At 70.8% G+C, this 13,754-nt stretch carries 13 protein-coding genes; 4 read left to right on the forward strand and 9 right to left on the reverse strand.

Features of this window, described 5'->3' with window-relative positions; translation table 11 throughout:
* Window positions 1-28 precede the first annotated feature (28 nt).
* Window positions 29-985 carry a phosphoribosylaminoimidazolesuccinocarboxamide synthase gene (locus D7V97_RS13115; protein ID WP_120610976.1) on the reverse strand — a complete coding sequence of 319 codons (957 nt, stop codon included), beginning with the start codon at window positions 983-985 and terminating at the stop codon, window positions 29-31.
* Window positions 986-1,061: 76 nt separating this feature from the next.
* A complete protein-coding gene (locus D7V97_RS13120; RefSeq protein ID WP_233582737.1) occupies window positions 1,062-1,631 on the reverse strand; it encodes a hypothetical protein in 570 nt (189 codons plus the stop codon).
* A 74-nt stretch (window positions 1,632-1,705) separates the two neighbouring features.
* Here D7V97_RS13120 and D7V97_RS13125 point away from each other — a divergent pair, with 74 nt between their 5' ends.
* Window positions 1,706-2,446 carry an RNA methyltransferase gene (locus tag D7V97_RS13125; protein ID WP_120610965.1) on the forward strand — a complete coding sequence of 247 codons (741 nt, stop codon included), beginning with the start codon at window positions 1,706-1,708 and terminating at the stop codon, window positions 2,444-2,446.
* Window positions 2,447-2,465: 19 nt separating this feature from the next.
* Here the strand turns inward: D7V97_RS13125 and D7V97_RS13130 are convergent, their stop codons facing one another.
* From D7V97_RS13130 to D7V97_RS13140, 3 genes are all read right to left on the reverse strand, one after another.
* A complete protein-coding gene (locus tag D7V97_RS13130) occupies window positions 2,466-2,735 on the reverse strand; it encodes a vegetative protein (protein WP_120610966.1) in 270 nt (89 codons plus the stop codon).
* A 152-nt stretch (window positions 2,736-2,887) separates the two neighbouring features.
* On the reverse strand, window positions 2,888-4,162 hold the full coding sequence (locus D7V97_RS13135; protein ID WP_120610967.1) for a S1C family serine protease: 1,275 nt from the start codon (window positions 4,160-4,162) through the stop codon (window positions 2,888-2,890).
* A gap of 113 nt (window positions 4,163-4,275) precedes the next feature.
* A complete protein-coding gene (locus D7V97_RS13140; protein WP_120610968.1) occupies window positions 4,276-4,563 on the reverse strand; it encodes a hypothetical protein in 288 nt (95 codons plus the stop codon).
* Window positions 4,564-4,723: 160 nt separating this feature from the next.
* Between D7V97_RS13140 and D7V97_RS13145 the strand changes: the two genes are divergently transcribed.
* Both D7V97_RS13145 and D7V97_RS13150 read left to right on the forward strand, forming a co-directional pair.
* Entirely contained in the window at window positions 4,724-5,740 is a 1,017-nt protein-coding gene (locus tag D7V97_RS13145) for a CFI-box-CTERM domain-containing protein (RefSeq protein WP_120610969.1), read from the forward strand.
* On the forward strand, window positions 5,737-6,315 hold the full coding sequence (locus tag D7V97_RS13150) for a TlpA disulfide reductase family protein (RefSeq protein ID WP_120610970.1): 579 nt from the start codon (window positions 5,737-5,739) through the stop codon (window positions 6,313-6,315). The genes D7V97_RS13145 and D7V97_RS13150 overlap by 4 nt, the downstream gene beginning before the upstream one ends.
* Before the next feature lie 181 nt (window positions 6,316-6,496).
* On the opposite strand, the gene D7V97_RS13155 is transcribed toward D7V97_RS13150, so the two are convergent.
* Entirely contained in the window at window positions 6,497-8,452 is a 1,956-nt protein-coding gene (locus tag D7V97_RS13155) for an OmpA family protein (protein ID WP_120610971.1), read from the reverse strand.
* Between the two features lie 151 nt (window positions 8,453-8,603).
* Between D7V97_RS13155 and D7V97_RS13160 the strand changes: the two genes are divergently transcribed.
* Window positions 8,604-9,626, forward strand: coding sequence for a DUF3616 domain-containing protein (locus D7V97_RS13160; protein WP_120610972.1), 1,023 nt, complete (start codon window positions 8,604-8,606; stop codon window positions 9,624-9,626).
* Window positions 9,627-9,645: 19 nt separating this feature from the next.
* Here the strand turns inward: D7V97_RS13160 and D7V97_RS13165 are convergent, their stop codons facing one another.
* The 3 genes from D7V97_RS13165 to D7V97_RS13175 form a co-directional block, all read right to left on the reverse strand.
* Window positions 9,646-11,241, reverse strand: coding sequence for a pitrilysin family protein (locus D7V97_RS13165; protein WP_120610973.1), 1,596 nt, complete (start codon window positions 11,239-11,241; stop codon window positions 9,646-9,648).
* Window positions 11,241-12,602 carry a pitrilysin family protein gene (locus D7V97_RS13170; protein WP_120610974.1) on the reverse strand — a complete coding sequence of 454 codons (1,362 nt, stop codon included), beginning with the start codon at window positions 12,600-12,602 and terminating at the stop codon, window positions 11,241-11,243. Before D7V97_RS13170 ends, D7V97_RS13165 begins: the two co-directional genes overlap by 1 nt.
* A 141-nt stretch (window positions 12,603-12,743) precedes the next feature.
* Window positions 12,744-13,751 carry an NAD(P)-dependent alcohol dehydrogenase gene (locus tag D7V97_RS13175; protein ID WP_120610975.1) on the reverse strand — a complete coding sequence of 336 codons (1,008 nt, stop codon included), beginning with the start codon at window positions 13,749-13,751 and terminating at the stop codon, window positions 12,744-12,746.
* Between the last annotated feature and the right edge of the window lie 3 nt (window positions 13,752-13,754).

Raw genomic sequence — 13,754 nt, forward strand, 5'->3', positions numbered from 1 at the left:
CTCACTGCGAGACACCGGGGCGACGGGGCTACAGGTAGCCCTTCGCCCGCAGGTTCTGTTCGATGCGCGCGTGCACGTCCCCGGGCGTCAGCTCCAGCGACGTGCCGGTGATGCGCTCGTAGGCGGCCACGTACTTGGTGGCCAGGTCCACGCGCACGTCGTCGGGGATGGCGGGCAGCGCGCCGTGGCCGGAGAAGTTCCGCTCGCGGATGAGCCACTGGCGGATGTTCTCCTTGTCCAACATCCGCTGGTCCTCGCCCTTGGCGAAGCGCGCCTCGTACTCGTCCGCCACCCAGTAGCGGCTGGAGTCCGGGGTGTGCATCTCGTCGATGACGAACAGCTCGTCGCCCACCTTGCCGAACTCGTACTTGGTGTCCACGAGGATGAGGCCGCGCGTCCGCGCCCACTTCTGGCCCTCCTGGAACAGGCCCCGGGCCGCCTCCGTGATGCGGGCCCAGTCGCGCGGCGTGGCCAGCCCCCGCGACAGAATCTCCTGCTCGGAGATGGGCTCGTCGTGCTTGCCGTACTCGGCCTTGGTGGACGGCGTGAGGATGGGCGTAGGGAAGGCGCTGTCCTTGCGCAGGCCTTCCGGGAAGGGCAGCCCGTAGGCGGTGTGCGTGCCCTTCTCGTAGTCGCGCCACAGGCTGCCCGTGAGGTAGCCGCGCACCACCACTTCAACGGAGAACGGCTCGCACGCGCGCGCCACGGTGACGTTCGCGTCGGGCACGTCCAGCACGTGGTTCTGGCAGATGTGCTTCGTGCGCTCGAACCAGAAGGCCGCCAGGCGGTTGAGCACCTCGCCCTTGAAGGGGATGGTGGTGAGCACGTGGTCGAACGCGGAGAGCCGGTCGCTCGTCACCAAAATGAGCGTGTCGCCCTTGCGGTACGTGTCGCGGACCTTGCCCTTGTAGGGCTGGCCGAGCGTTGGCAGGTCCGTCTGCCGGAGCGTGTGAGAAAGCTGCGCGTGGAGGGCGGAGGTGTTCACGTCGGAGGCGCCTCGCGGCCCCGGCCACTCCGCCGGGAAGGGGCGGGAGCGGGGCCAGCTCATGAGGCGCGCGACTCTACTGGAGGCCCGCCGCCATGGAAGCAGGACCGTAGGCCGATGCCAGATAGAGGAACGCCGGGTTGATCCGCAGGATGCCGTCCACGTAGGCGACCGCGTACGGCGCGCCCGCAGCCCGGTCCACCTGCACCGCGCCCTCCGGGTGGATGTCCCAGAGCGCCAGCAGCGTGCGCGCCACCAGCTCCGCGGCCTCGCGTTCAGAGAGGCCCTGGAGGCTCTCCCGCCGGTCCTCCGGCCAACGCTCGGCCGCGCGACCGTCGAAGACGAACTGGAGGCCGCTGCCCGCGTCCGGCGGCTGGAGCAGGTCCGCGCGGGACTCGAAGCCCGGCGCCGCGACGAACTCGTTGCCCTGGATGATGGGGAACAGCGCCACGCCCTGCGCGGACTGCCCCGCCTCCATCTCCGACTGGCGGGCGATGTCCCGGAACAGCTCCAGCCGGACGGCCGGGGACTCGAACTCCACCACCTCCGGCGAGCTGGTGAGCGCCTGCCGGGTCGTGAGCGACGGACGCACGGGCGTGCCCGCGCCACCGCATGCGGTGGTGAGGAGCGACAGCGACAGAAGCAAGCCAGGGACCCAGCGACGCATCACACCGGGAATATACCGATCACCCAGATGCACCACCAGCTAAACTCGGGGGCATGCGTCCAGGTGCGGAGTTGACTGTCATCCTTCATCAGACCCGTTCACCCGACAACCTGGGGGCGGTCTGCAGGATCATGGCGAACTTCGATTTCAACCGCCTCATCCTGTCGGAGCCCATCACCCGCGACTTCAGCGGGGCGGAGCGGCTGGCGGTGAAGAGCGGCCACGTCCTGGAGGGCCTGGTCGTCGCGAACACGCTGACGGAGGCCGTGAAGGACTGCGTGTACGTCGTGGGCAGCACGTCGCGCACCCAGGTGGAGGGCCGCTCCCCGCTGACGCCGGAGGAGGCCGCGCGGAGGCTGGCGGAGGAGAGCAAGCGGGGCCGGGTGGCGCTGCTGTTCGGCGGTGAGCAGCGCGGCCTGTCCGACGAGGACCTGACGCACTGCGCGGACGTGCTCGTCATCCCCACGTCGGAGGTGCAGCCGTCCATGAACCTGGCGCAGTCCGCGTCGGTGCTGCTGTACCTCTGCCACCGTCAGGGCGTGGAGCCGGCCGGCCCGCCCGCGGCGGAGCCCGGTGCCCGGCTGGGGACGCTGAGCGCCCTGAGCACGCGCATGAAGGAGACGCTGCTGGCGGCGGACTTCCTCAACAAGCAGGCGCCAGAGCACGTGCTGCACGAGCTGGAGCAGACGTTGATGCGCTCGAAGCTGACCCAACGGGAGGCGGAGCTGTGGCTCAACGCCTTCAAGCACCTGGGTCGCGCCATGGCGCCGGGAGGAAAGCCCGGCGCCACGTGAAGCGGGAACGACGGGCGACTTAAGCCGCCGCGTCCTTCTTGTAGGTCTCGGCGTAGTGCTTCTCGCACAGGCCGCCCTTGAGGACCTTGATGCGGCACTCCGGCTTGGAGCACACGCGGTAGCGCGAGTGCGGCAGCTCGCCCTGGCGCCACTTCTTGAAGTGGAAGAAGCAGTAGCTCTTGGCGCGGTAGGGGCGCTTGCAGCCCTCCACGGTGCACGCCTTCTTGCCGTTGCCCTTGGCCGTGCGCGGCCAATGGGTGGACTTCGTCGACTGGGTGGCCTCGGCCATGGTGCGGATTCTCCTGCGAAACGGTGCGCGAATGACCTGCGGCGCCCATCGGGATGGAACCCGCCGCAGTGTGTAGGGCGCACGGTGTATCGCCCGATTTCGCGGAACGCAAGGAGGCTGGCGGCCCTGGAGGGCCCTGGGCGCACGGCCTGTCAGGGGACGGGCATGCCCTCGGCCGTGCTGGAGCCGGTGCCAGAACCGGCCCCCGAGCCTCCTGTGGCCTGGGCACCCGTCGGCCCGGCCTTGGCGCGAGGCACCGGCGACAGCAGCTCCTCCAGGACGGACTTCGCCCCGGCGGAGCGCTCGCCCGGCGCGGCGCCCGAGGCGAGGGTCGCGGGGGGCGCTCCTTCCGGCACGAAGGGCAGGGCGTCCAGCTTCACCCGGAGCGTCAGGGGGCGGCCCACCCGGCGCACCTGGAGCCGGATGTGCTGGCCCACGCCGCGCGCGGCCACCTGCCAGCGCAGCGTGTGCGCGCGCTCCACGGAGCGGCGGTCCATGTCGAGGATGACGTCGCCGGCCCGCAGGCCCGCGCGGGCGGCCGGCCCGTCCTCCACCACGTCCGTCACCACGACGCCCCGGCCTCGCGGCAGCAGGTTGAACGCCGCGGCCACCTCCGGGGAGAAGTCCTGCACGCTGATGCCAATCCACCCGCGGCGCATGCGTCCGTGCGCCTTGAGCTGCGGAATCACCGTCTTCGCGATGTCGATGGGGATGGCGAACCCGATGCCCTGGCCCGACACGTTGACGGCGTTGGCCACCGCCACCACGTCGCCGTGCAGGTCCAACACCGGCCCGCCGGAGTTGCCCGGGTTGATGGACGCGTCCATCTGCAGGTAGTCGAAGTCGCCGTCGCGCCCGTTGGGCGTCACGTCGGTGCGGCCCAGGTAGCTCACCACGCCCACCGTCACGGAGTGCGCCAGGCCGAACGGGTTGCCGATGACGACGACCCAGTCCGCGATGCCCACGTGTGACGCGGACGCGAGCTTGAGCACCGGGAGCTTCCGGGGCGCGTCCACCTTGAGGAGCGCGCAGTCGGTGCGCTCGTCCTCGCCCACGATGGTCGCGGGGAACTCCTCCACGTACCCGTTGGCGCTGCGCACGGAGATGGTGACTTCGGAGGCGCCCTCCACCACGTGCGCGCTGGTGAGGATGTAGCCGTCCGGATGGATGATGAACCCGGAGCCGATGCCGCGCTGCGGCTCCTCACCGGGGGCCACGTCGGCGCTGTCCTGGCGCGTGGTGATGGACACCACGGCGGGCATCGCCTTGCGGGCCACCTCGCTGATGCTCGAGTGCTGCCGGGAGACGGCGCGGTTGCGGGCCTCCAGCCAGAGCTTGGAGTCTCTTGCCTCGGCACCCGCCGCTGCCCCCAGCGCGCATGCCAACACTGCTGCCTTGATGACGCCCCCGACCTGCGTCCAACCCATGGGCCCGCCTCTCCACCACCATCCACCCAACGCCCCGGCGCAACCTATGAACGGCCCGGGGCGGAGGGAAGGGGGAGGGCTGCGATCAGCCGGCGGCGTCCTGCTCCGGCGCCCTACTTCTTCTTGGCGATGATGTTGTTGATGGCCGCGCGGTCCTCGGCGGTGATGCGCTCGCGAGGCTGGGCCGGGTTGGCGGACTTCTGGGACACCGCCTGCCGGGCGTCATCCAGCGCGTCCTCGAACCCGTCCTTCATCTTGTCCATCGAAGAAGGGTTCACCGTGCGCTTCCAGGTGCGCTCGATGTGCTCCAGCGGAGAGCGGCCGTCCACGTTGCCCCGCGCGAGGAAGACGCCCAGGCCCACCGCGCACGCCGTCCAGACCAGGAACTTCAACACGCCCATGATTCACATCCTCCTACCTCGTCTTACATCGGTGTCACGACCCTGGCGAGTTTCCGACCGCGGTGCCGGGAGTCGCTGACAGGGGGCGTGCGGGCCCTTAAGGTCCGGGGCCTTGCAGCCCGAAGAACTCATCAGGGCCGCCCAGACGCGGGCGGCGGGAATGGATGTGGGGCGGGGGGACGCGGCGGTGGAGCGCGTCCGCACCCTGGCCTCGGCGTTGTTCGCGAAGCTTCCGGAGCCCCCGGTGTACCGGCGCGCGGAGGACCCGTCGCGCAAGGCGGCCCAGGCGCTCTTGCCGGAGATGGAGCGGGTGCTGGCGGAGGCCTTGGCGGTGGCGCGCGAGCCGGCGGTGTCGCCGCTGGTGGACCGGCTGGTGGCGGCGCTGAGCGCGCACGCGGAGGCGCTGGCGCACACGGCGGACGGCCGGCTGGAGGCGGCGGAGCTGGCGTGGCGGCGGGCGCAGGACCTGGAGCGCGCGGCGCACCCCACGCGGCAGATGGTGGGCCAGCCGTCGCGGCCGCCGCCGGTGTTCGACAAGGGCAGCGGCCAGTCGCGCTACGACCCGCGCAACGCGCCCCAGGCGAGCGTGAAGCTGATGTGCCCCAACACCGGCTGCAAGCGGATGGGGGACTACGCCTTCCTGCCGACGCACGCCTACCACCGCTTCGTGTGTCCGGTGTGCAAGGTGCCCTTCATGGCCTACTTCGGGGAGCTGAAGGGGCTGGAGGTGGAGCACCGGCGCAGCTCCAAGCGCTACCGCTTCACGGTGGATGAGGTCGGCGGCACCGTCACGACGCGCATCGACTTCGAGGAGGCCGGCGGGCAGGAGTTCCCGGCGGCGCGGCGCGACCTGCTGGCGTTCCTCTACACGGAGCAGCGCGAGCTGAAGGTCGTGGTGAACCTCACCAACGGGAAGCTGATGTGGGTGAGCCCCGCGTCCTCGTGCTTCGTGGTGACGGCGGCCTTCGGCGAGGGGGCCCAAGAGCTGGTGGCGTTCCGCGCCTTCCGCGACGATGTGCTCCGGAAGAGTAGGCTCGGCCAGGGGTTCATCGACGGTTACTATCACTGGGGACCTCCGCTGGCGGCCTGGGTGGTGCGTCGGCCGCGCGTGCGGGCCGGGGTGCGCTGGGCCTTGAAGCGGGTGCACGGCCGCCTGACACGAAGGGAACGCGGATGACACAGCAGGCAGGGACCGAGGGAGTGAAGCCGCCGGGCTCGCGCGGGGATCGCGCCAAGACGGTGCTCTCCGTGGTGGCGGTGCTGGGGTTGGGCGCGCTGGCGTTCATGGGTGTGCGTGAGGCGCAGCGCAAGCGGTTGGTGCCGGACGGGGCGGAGCTGCCGTCGTTCCAGCTCGCGAAGCACGAGGGCGGCTCGCTGGCGCTGTCGGACCTGAAGGGCCGGGTGGTGATGCTCGACTTCTGGGCGACCTGGTGCCCGCCGTGCCGCGAGGAGATGCCCTCGCTGGTGAAGCTGGCCAAGGAGTACGAGTCCCAGGGGCTCGTCTTCGTGGCGGCCAGCCGGGACGATGGCGCGACGGCGAAGGAGGAGGTGGACTACTTCCTCCAACGCTTCCAGCCGGACCTGCGGCCCTACGTCGTCTACGCGGACGACGACATGGCGCGGGCCTTCCAGGTGAACGCGCTGCCGACGCTCTACTTCCTGGATGCGGATGGCAAGGTGATGGACGCCCAGCGCGGCATGCTCTCCGAAGACGGCCTGCGCCGTCGCATCGAGCGCGCGCTGAAGAAGTAGTCCGGTGGTGAGAAGGACGGCCCCGGGTTCCGGGCCGTCCGGTGTCGTCGCCCCGCGGGGCGCGGTGACGGGAGGAGGTTCCGCTCCCGACCGGCCCTGCTCCTCCCCACGGTGTGCTCTGTGCCTGCTCCAGCCGTGAGGCGGGGACGGCCCGTGTTCCGAGCCGTCCCGCGTGTCCTCGCTACTTCTTGGTGGGCGGCGTGGCTGGCTTGGTGGCCGGAGTGGCCGCGGGCGGAGTCGCTGCCGGCGGCGGGGCTTGGGTCTTCGGCGCGGAGGCCGGCGGGGTCGCCGCACCGGGCGCGGGAGGACCGCCCAGCCCGGGCAGCGGCTGGGTGCCCGGCGGAGGCGGCTGACCGTTGGGGACGATGGTCTCCCTCGGGCCGCTTTCGAGCTCCGACTTGACCAGCTTGAAGTCGACGCGCCGGTTCTTCGCGCGGCCCAGGGCCGTGTCGTTGGTGTCGATGGGCCGGTCGAACCCGAAGCCCTGCGACGTCATGCGCTTGCGGTCGATGCCCTTCTTCACCAGGTATTCGAGCACCGACTTCGCACGCTTGTTGGACAGGTCCACGTTGAGCGTGCGCGTGCCCTTGTTGTCCGTGTGCCCTTCAATCTGCACCGGCCCCAGCGTCGGGTTCTTGGCGAGCACCGCCCCCACCTCGTCCAGCAGCGGGTACGACTGCTTCTGGATGATGGCGGAGCCCGTCTCGAAGAGGATGTTGCCCTTGATGCGGATGCGGTCCGACTCCACGACCACGTAGGGCGGGGCGTCGTACGGGCAGCCGTTGTTCTCCGGCGGGCCGGCCACGTCGGGGCAGTCGTCCTCGCCGTCGGGAATCTCGTCCATGTCCGTGTCCGGGCAGCCGTCGAAGTCCTTCAGGCCGGGCACATCCGGGCACTTGTCCAGCTTGTCGACGATGCCGTCGCCGTCGGTGTCCTTCTCCGGCTCCTCCGGGCAGCCCTTGCGCTCCGCGGTGCCCTTCACGGTGGGGCAGCCGTCGTCGCCGTCCGCCACGCCGTCGCCGTCGTTGTCCGGATCCGGGCAGCCGTCGTAGTCCTCGAAGTCGTCCTTGTCCTCGGGCTGGGTGGGGCAGCGGTCGCGCGCGTCGGGCACGCCGTCGCCGTCCGAGTCCACGCCGGACTGGTCATAGCGGACCGCCAGCATGACCCGCAGGGCCTCGCGGCCGTAGCCGGTGTTGACGTTGAGGCCACGGCCCACGTCCAGCTCCACGCCCCAGTTGCCCCACACCTTCGCGCGCGCGCCGACGAGCAGCTCCCACGGCGTCTTGAGCGAGTCCGACTGATCGAAGTTGAAGGGGCGCACCAGCGGCGTGCGCAGGTGCATCTCCGCCACGCCCTGCACCTCGCGCAGCCGGCTGATGTCCGGCAGGTCCACGATGCCGCCCGCGCCCAGCGTCAGCTCGTCGTCCACGTACAGGTTGAGGTACTGCGCCGCGGGGCGAAGCAGCACGCCCACGTTGCCGAGCACCCGCAGGGGCAGGGGCCCCACCTTCCAGTCCACGGCCAGGCGCGGGGCGAACACCACGCCGCGCTCACCCGTGAAGCTCTGCGCGCTGCCGGTGGGCAGGCGCACTTCTGTCACCACCGCGAGCCCCACCGGGAAGCGGTTCGGGTTCAGCAGGTTCACGCGCGGCAAGAGGCGCAGGTCGCCCAGCGTGGTGCTGCTGACGCCCGCGGCGCCGGGGAAGTCCGGGGCGTTGAGCGCGTCGCCCAGGAGCGAGAAGTTGTCGCCCTGGATGAGGGTGAACGGCATGTCCACGCCCAGCTCCAACCGCTCCAGGAGCTGGTAGGAGAAGAGCAGGTGCGCGTCCAGCCGGTACGGCAGCAGGTCACCCAGCTTCTCGTCGCCCAGCTTCAGGGCGAGGATGCGCCAGTTGAAGTCCAGGAGCAGCGCGCCCCGGTAGCTGCCCACCGGTTCGGCGGTGGCGCCTTCCAGCGCGATGCCGCTGGACTGCGCGGCCGTGGGTTTGACGGGAACGGCGTCGAAGCCGCGGGAGAACGGATCGGGCTGCGCGTGGGCCGCTGCCGTGGTGAGCAGCAGGCCCAGGGCTGCGAGCCGGATGGCTGCGCCGCACGCGGACCGGCTCCACGAAACGTACCCGGAGTCGGGGCATTGCATGCTGAGGCTCTTAGCACCCACCTTCCCAAGCCCGAAGAAAACCCACGCCGGGCGGGTGCGAGCTACAGCCTGGTGCCATTTCTACAACGTCCGCCTTTCGCAGGAGGCCTTCTGGGTTCCCGGCGTGGGGGGCCATGCGTAAGAAAGGGCCATGAAACGCTGGCTCCTGTGGGGATGGGTCCTGGTGGTGGGCTGCGGCGCCCGCGAGGCGAACGTGCGGCGCGAGGCCACCCCGGCGCACGTTGTCGAACCCGCGGGCACGGTCGTCTTCGAGGGAAGCTGTGACGCCTCCGGCGCGGTGGACCTGGGCGCGGGCCTCTTCGTGGTGGCGGACGACGAGGACAACATCCTGCGCATCTACGACGCGCGCAGAGGGGGCCGCCCGCTGAGGACGGTGGACCTGTCGCCGTCGCTGGCGCTGCCCGTGAAGAAGAAGCCTCCGGAGACGGACATCGAGGCGGGCTCGCGGCTGGGGAACCTGGCCTTCTGGCTCACGTCGCACGGCCGCAACAGCGCCGGCAAGAAGCAGCCCGCGCGCCTGCGCTTCTTCGCCACCAGCGCCGACGACGCGGAGCGGGTCCAGCTCATCGGGCAGCCGTACACGAACCTGCTGGAGGACCTGCTCGCGGATCCGGCGTTGAAGCCGTACGGACTGGCGGAGGCGGAGCCGCTGCCGCCGAAGCAGGCCGGCGGCCTCAACATCGAGGGCCTGACGGCGATGTTGGATGCGCCCGGGATGCTCATCGGCTTCCGGAGTCCGCTGACGCAAGGCAGGGCGCTGGTGGTGCCGCTGATCAACCCGGAGGCGGTGGTGCGCGAGGGCGTGGCCGCGCGCTTCGGGACGCCACGGCTGCTCGACCTGGGAGGCCTGGGCATCCGCTCGCTGTCGTCGTGGCGGGGCCGCTACCTCATCATCGCAGGGGCCACCGCCTCCGAGGCGCGCTCGCGCCTGTTCACCTGGAAGGGCGGGGACGACACGCCGGTGCCGGTGGAGGCCGTGGACCTGTCGCCGCTGAACCCGGAGGCGTTCTTCACGCCGGATGCGTCGGACGACATCCTGCTCTTGAGCGACGATGGCACCGTGATGCGCGAGGGCGTGGAGTGCAAGCGCCAGAAGGATCCGGCGCTCAAGCGCTTCCGCGGCGTGTGGACGACGTTGCCGCGAAGCCCCTGAGCGCCGGAGGCAAGCTGCTTCAGCGCTCCATGAAGTCCGAGGCCGGGACGACCTGGATGGCGTCCGGGCGCACCGGCAGCTTCTGCTGGATGAGGGCCTCATCCAGCTTCAGCAGCTCCGGCGACTTGGGCGACGCGTAGGTGATGGGCGACGGCGCGCCGGACTTCAGCGCCTGCGCGAGCCCTTGCGCGTCCTCCGTCACGAACACGAACGCGAGCTTCTCCGGCTGGAGCTGCCGGCGCACGGCGGCGTTCACGGACTCGGGCGTCATCGTGGCGAGCGCCTTGCGGTACGCCTCCAGGAAGTCGGGCGTGCCGTAGAAGAGCGAGTCGATGGCGTAGCCCAGGCGGCGCTGGTCGCTCTGCTCCCACAGGCGCGTGTAGCCCTGGAGGAAGCCGCGCACCAGGTCGAAGCGCTCCTGCGGGAGGGGCTCCTTCGCCATCCGCTCCAGGAAGTACACCGCGCCGCGCGTGGCGAACACGCCGTTGGCGGGCACGACGGGGCGCAGCCACAGGGACACGTCCTGCTGGGTGCGCACGAGGTTCGTGCGGTTGAAGGTGCCGTTGCCCCGGTCCTCGATGAAGTGCTCGACGTAGGCGTAGTCGCCGTAGTTGAGGCCGCGCTGTTCGCGCAGCTCGTTGAAGAGCACGCCGACGAACTGGCGGTGCTCGCCCAGGTTGGACAGCGCGAACGCCACCGGGAAGAAGTCCGGGTCGCCACGGCGCAGCGGCGTCACGAAGCCCATGCTGACGGCGGTGGAGAGCGCGGGCTTCTGGAGGATGAGCGTGCGGCCGGCGGAGGACGGCACGGGCGGCAGCTCCACCCGGGGAGCGCCCGTGGCGGGCAGGGCGCCCAGGCGCGTGGTGACGGCCTGCTGGAGCCCCGCGTCCACCGGGCCCGCGAGCCCGATGACGAGCCGGTCCTGCGTGAAGACGCGGCGCGCGTGCGCCTTCACGTCGTCCAACGTGAGCGACTGGAGGCCCTGCACGGTGCCGCCAGTGAAGTGCGCGTAGGGGTGGCCCGCGTAGAGCAGCGCGTCCAGGCCCACCTTGCCCAGCGTCTCGTCGTCCTCGCTGCGCAGGCCGTTGCGCACGGCATTGAGCGCGTTGGCGCGCAGGCGCTCGAACTCGGCGGGGTCGAAGCGGGGCTCGAGCAGCGTGTCGGTGAACAGCTCCAGGAAGCGCGGCAGGAAGTCCCGGTGGACGCGGCCGGACAGGGTGGTCAGCTCCTTGTCCGTGAACACCGTGAGCTCGGCGGCCATGGGGTAGAGCGCCTCCAATAGCTGCGCGGAGGTGAGCTTGCGCGTGCCGCCCTCGGCCATCAGCTTCGCGGTGAGGGCGGTGAGGCCCTCCTTGCCCTTCGGATCATCGATGGAGCCCGTGTGGAAGACGAGCCGCAGGCTGACGAGCGGCGTGTCCTGCCGGGCCTGCACGACGAGCTCCATCGGCTTCGGCTGCTTCAGCGGCACGGCCTGCACGCCTTCGGGCTTCGCGGCGGTGGTGGCCGGAGGCGTGGCGGGCGGCGCGGCTTCGGGCGTGGGCTTGGGGGTGGAGGCGCAGCCAGCGAGCGACAGCGCGGCGGCGACCACGAGGGACACGGATGGATTGGACTTCATCACTTCGTCCCTCCAGCGGCGGCGGCCTTGGGGGTGAGGGTGAGGACGGTGAGGTTGGATTCGACGAGGTACTTCTTCGCGAACGCGGTGAGCTGCTCCGGCGTCACGGTGCCCAGCTGTTTCAGGTAGCTGGCCAGCGCGTCGGGGGGGCCCATGACGCCCGCGTAGAGGGCCAGGTCGATGGCCACGTCGCGCGGCGTCTCCTGGTCCATGAGCATGCCGTAGCGCACGTGGTCCTGGATGGCCTTCACGCGCGCGGCGTCCACCTTGCCGTCGCTCAGGGCCTTCACCTCGCGGCGCAGCGTGGCGTCCACGGCGGCGCGGTGCTTCTCGTCCTGGAGGGTGGCGTCGATGGGGAAGAGGTACGGGTCGCGGTGCGGCGTGGTGTAGACGTCCAGCGATTCGACGAGCTGCTTCTCCAGCACCAGCTCCTTGTAGGCGGGGCTGGTGTCACCGATGAGGTACTCGGCGAGGACGGCCATGATGGCGGCGTCGGCGGTGTCGGCGCGGGCCGCGGGGGCGTGCCATGCGAGCACGTGGCGAGGCTGGGTGGGCTGCGGCCAGTCCACGTGGACCGTGCGCGCCTTCTGCTGCGCGGGTTCGGTGGGGATGGTGACGGTGGTGGCCTTGCGGCTCCAGGCGCCGTACTGCTTCGTCACCTCCGCCAGGACCTGCGCGTCGTCGAAGTCACCGACGATGAAGAGGGTGGTGTTGGCGGGCGTGTACCAGCGCTCGAAGAACGCGCGGCTGTACGCGTACGCCTTGGGCATGGCCTGGACGTCTTCGTAGAAGCCGAGCGTGGTGTGCTGGTACGTGTGGCGGGTGAAGGCCGTCTTCGCCAGCGACTCCTCCAGCTTGAGGTTCGGGCTGGCCGCGTTCTTGTGGTACTCGCCGAGCACCGCGAGCGCCTCCGTCTGGAAGGACGGCTCCGAGTACGTCAGGTTCTGGAAGCGATCCGCCTCCAGTCCGATGAGCTGCTGAAGGCCCGCCGTGGGGCCGTACACCTGGTAGACGGTGATGTCGTCGGTGGTGAACGCGTTGTCGTCGAAGCCGAAGCCGCCGAGGATGCGCTCGCGCTGGCCCTCGGGGTTGGCCTTCGTGCCCTTGAACATCATGTGTTCGAAGAAGTGCGCGAAGCCGGTGCGCCCCGGCTCCACCTCGTTGCGCGAACCGACGCGCACGGCGGTGACGTAGGCGACGATGCCGGGCGAGTTGAACGGCACGCGCACCACGGTGAGCCCGTTGGGCAGGCGCGTCGTCTTCAGGGTGTAGGGGAAGAAGCGGGAGGCCTCCTGCGGCTGGGCGGCGGCCGGGAGGACCGGCGCCAGCAGCATCAGCAGGAGGGGCAACAGGCGGGGCATGCGCGAACCCTTTCAGTGCCGGGTCCGCCCATCACCATGCGAGCGGGCCCGGGAGTCGCGCGGGACGTTACGCCGGAGGTTGTCCTTCCAGGGGAGGGATTCTTCCGGCGCGTGTCGCGTCCCCACCAGACGCGGGCGTCGTCACACGGAGACGACGATCTTCCCGAAGTGGCCGCCGGACTCCATGTAGCGCAGTGCCTCGCGCGCCTCGGAGAAGGGGAACACGCGGTCGATGACGGGCTTCGTCTTCTGCGGCGTCATCGCGCGGAGCATGTCCTCGAACATGGCGCGGCTGCCCACGTAGGTGCTGACGACGCGCAGGTGCTTGCTGCCGGTGGCGGCGTTGTCGGGCTTGCCCGGGGCGCCGGTGAGCAGGCCGATGAGGGCGATGTGGCCGCCCTCCTTCGTGGCGCGCACGGACAGGGGCAGCGTCGCGGCGCCGCCCACCTCCAGCACGTGGTCCACGCCCTGTCCGCCCGTGAGCGCGAGGACGTCCTTCGCCCAGTCCGGGGACTTCTTGTAGTTGACGAGCCCGTCCGCGCCCAGCTGCTTGCCGCGCTGGAGCTTCTCATCGCTGCTGGAGGTGAGGATGACGCGAGCGCCGAGGATGCGGGCGAACTGGAGGGCGAAGATGGACACGCCCCCGGTGCCCTGGGCGAGCACCGTCTGCCCGGCCTTGAGGCCACCCTGCGGCACGAGCGCGTTCCACGCGGTGACCGCGGCGCAGGGGAGGGTGGCGGCTTCCTCGAAGGACAGCCAGTCGGGCAGGAGCGCGAGCCCTTCGGCGTCCAGGCAGACGTACTCGGCGAGGACGCCGGGGACGCCGCCGCCCAGCGCATGGGCGACCTTCTCCGGGGTGCGTTCGCCGTCGGTCCAGACCTGGAAGAAGGTGGGGGCCACGCGGTCGCCGGGCTTCACGCGGGTGACGCCCGGGCCGACGGCGACGACCTCGCCCGCGCCGTCGGAGACGGGGATGATGGGAGGTTTGGTGCCCGGGTAGGTGCCCCTGGCGATGATGAGGTCGCGGTAGTTGAGGGACACGGCGTGGATGCGGACGAGCGCCTGGCCGGGGCCGGGCTGGGGCTGGGGCTTCTCCACGGCGACCCAGCCGTCGATGCCGGTGGTGTGCTGCAGCTCGTACGCCTTCATGGG

It is taken from the genome of Corallococcus sp. CA053C, from assembly GCF_003611675.1.
Taxonomy (GTDB): domain Bacteria; phylum Myxococcota; class Myxococcia; order Myxococcales; family Myxococcaceae; genus Corallococcus.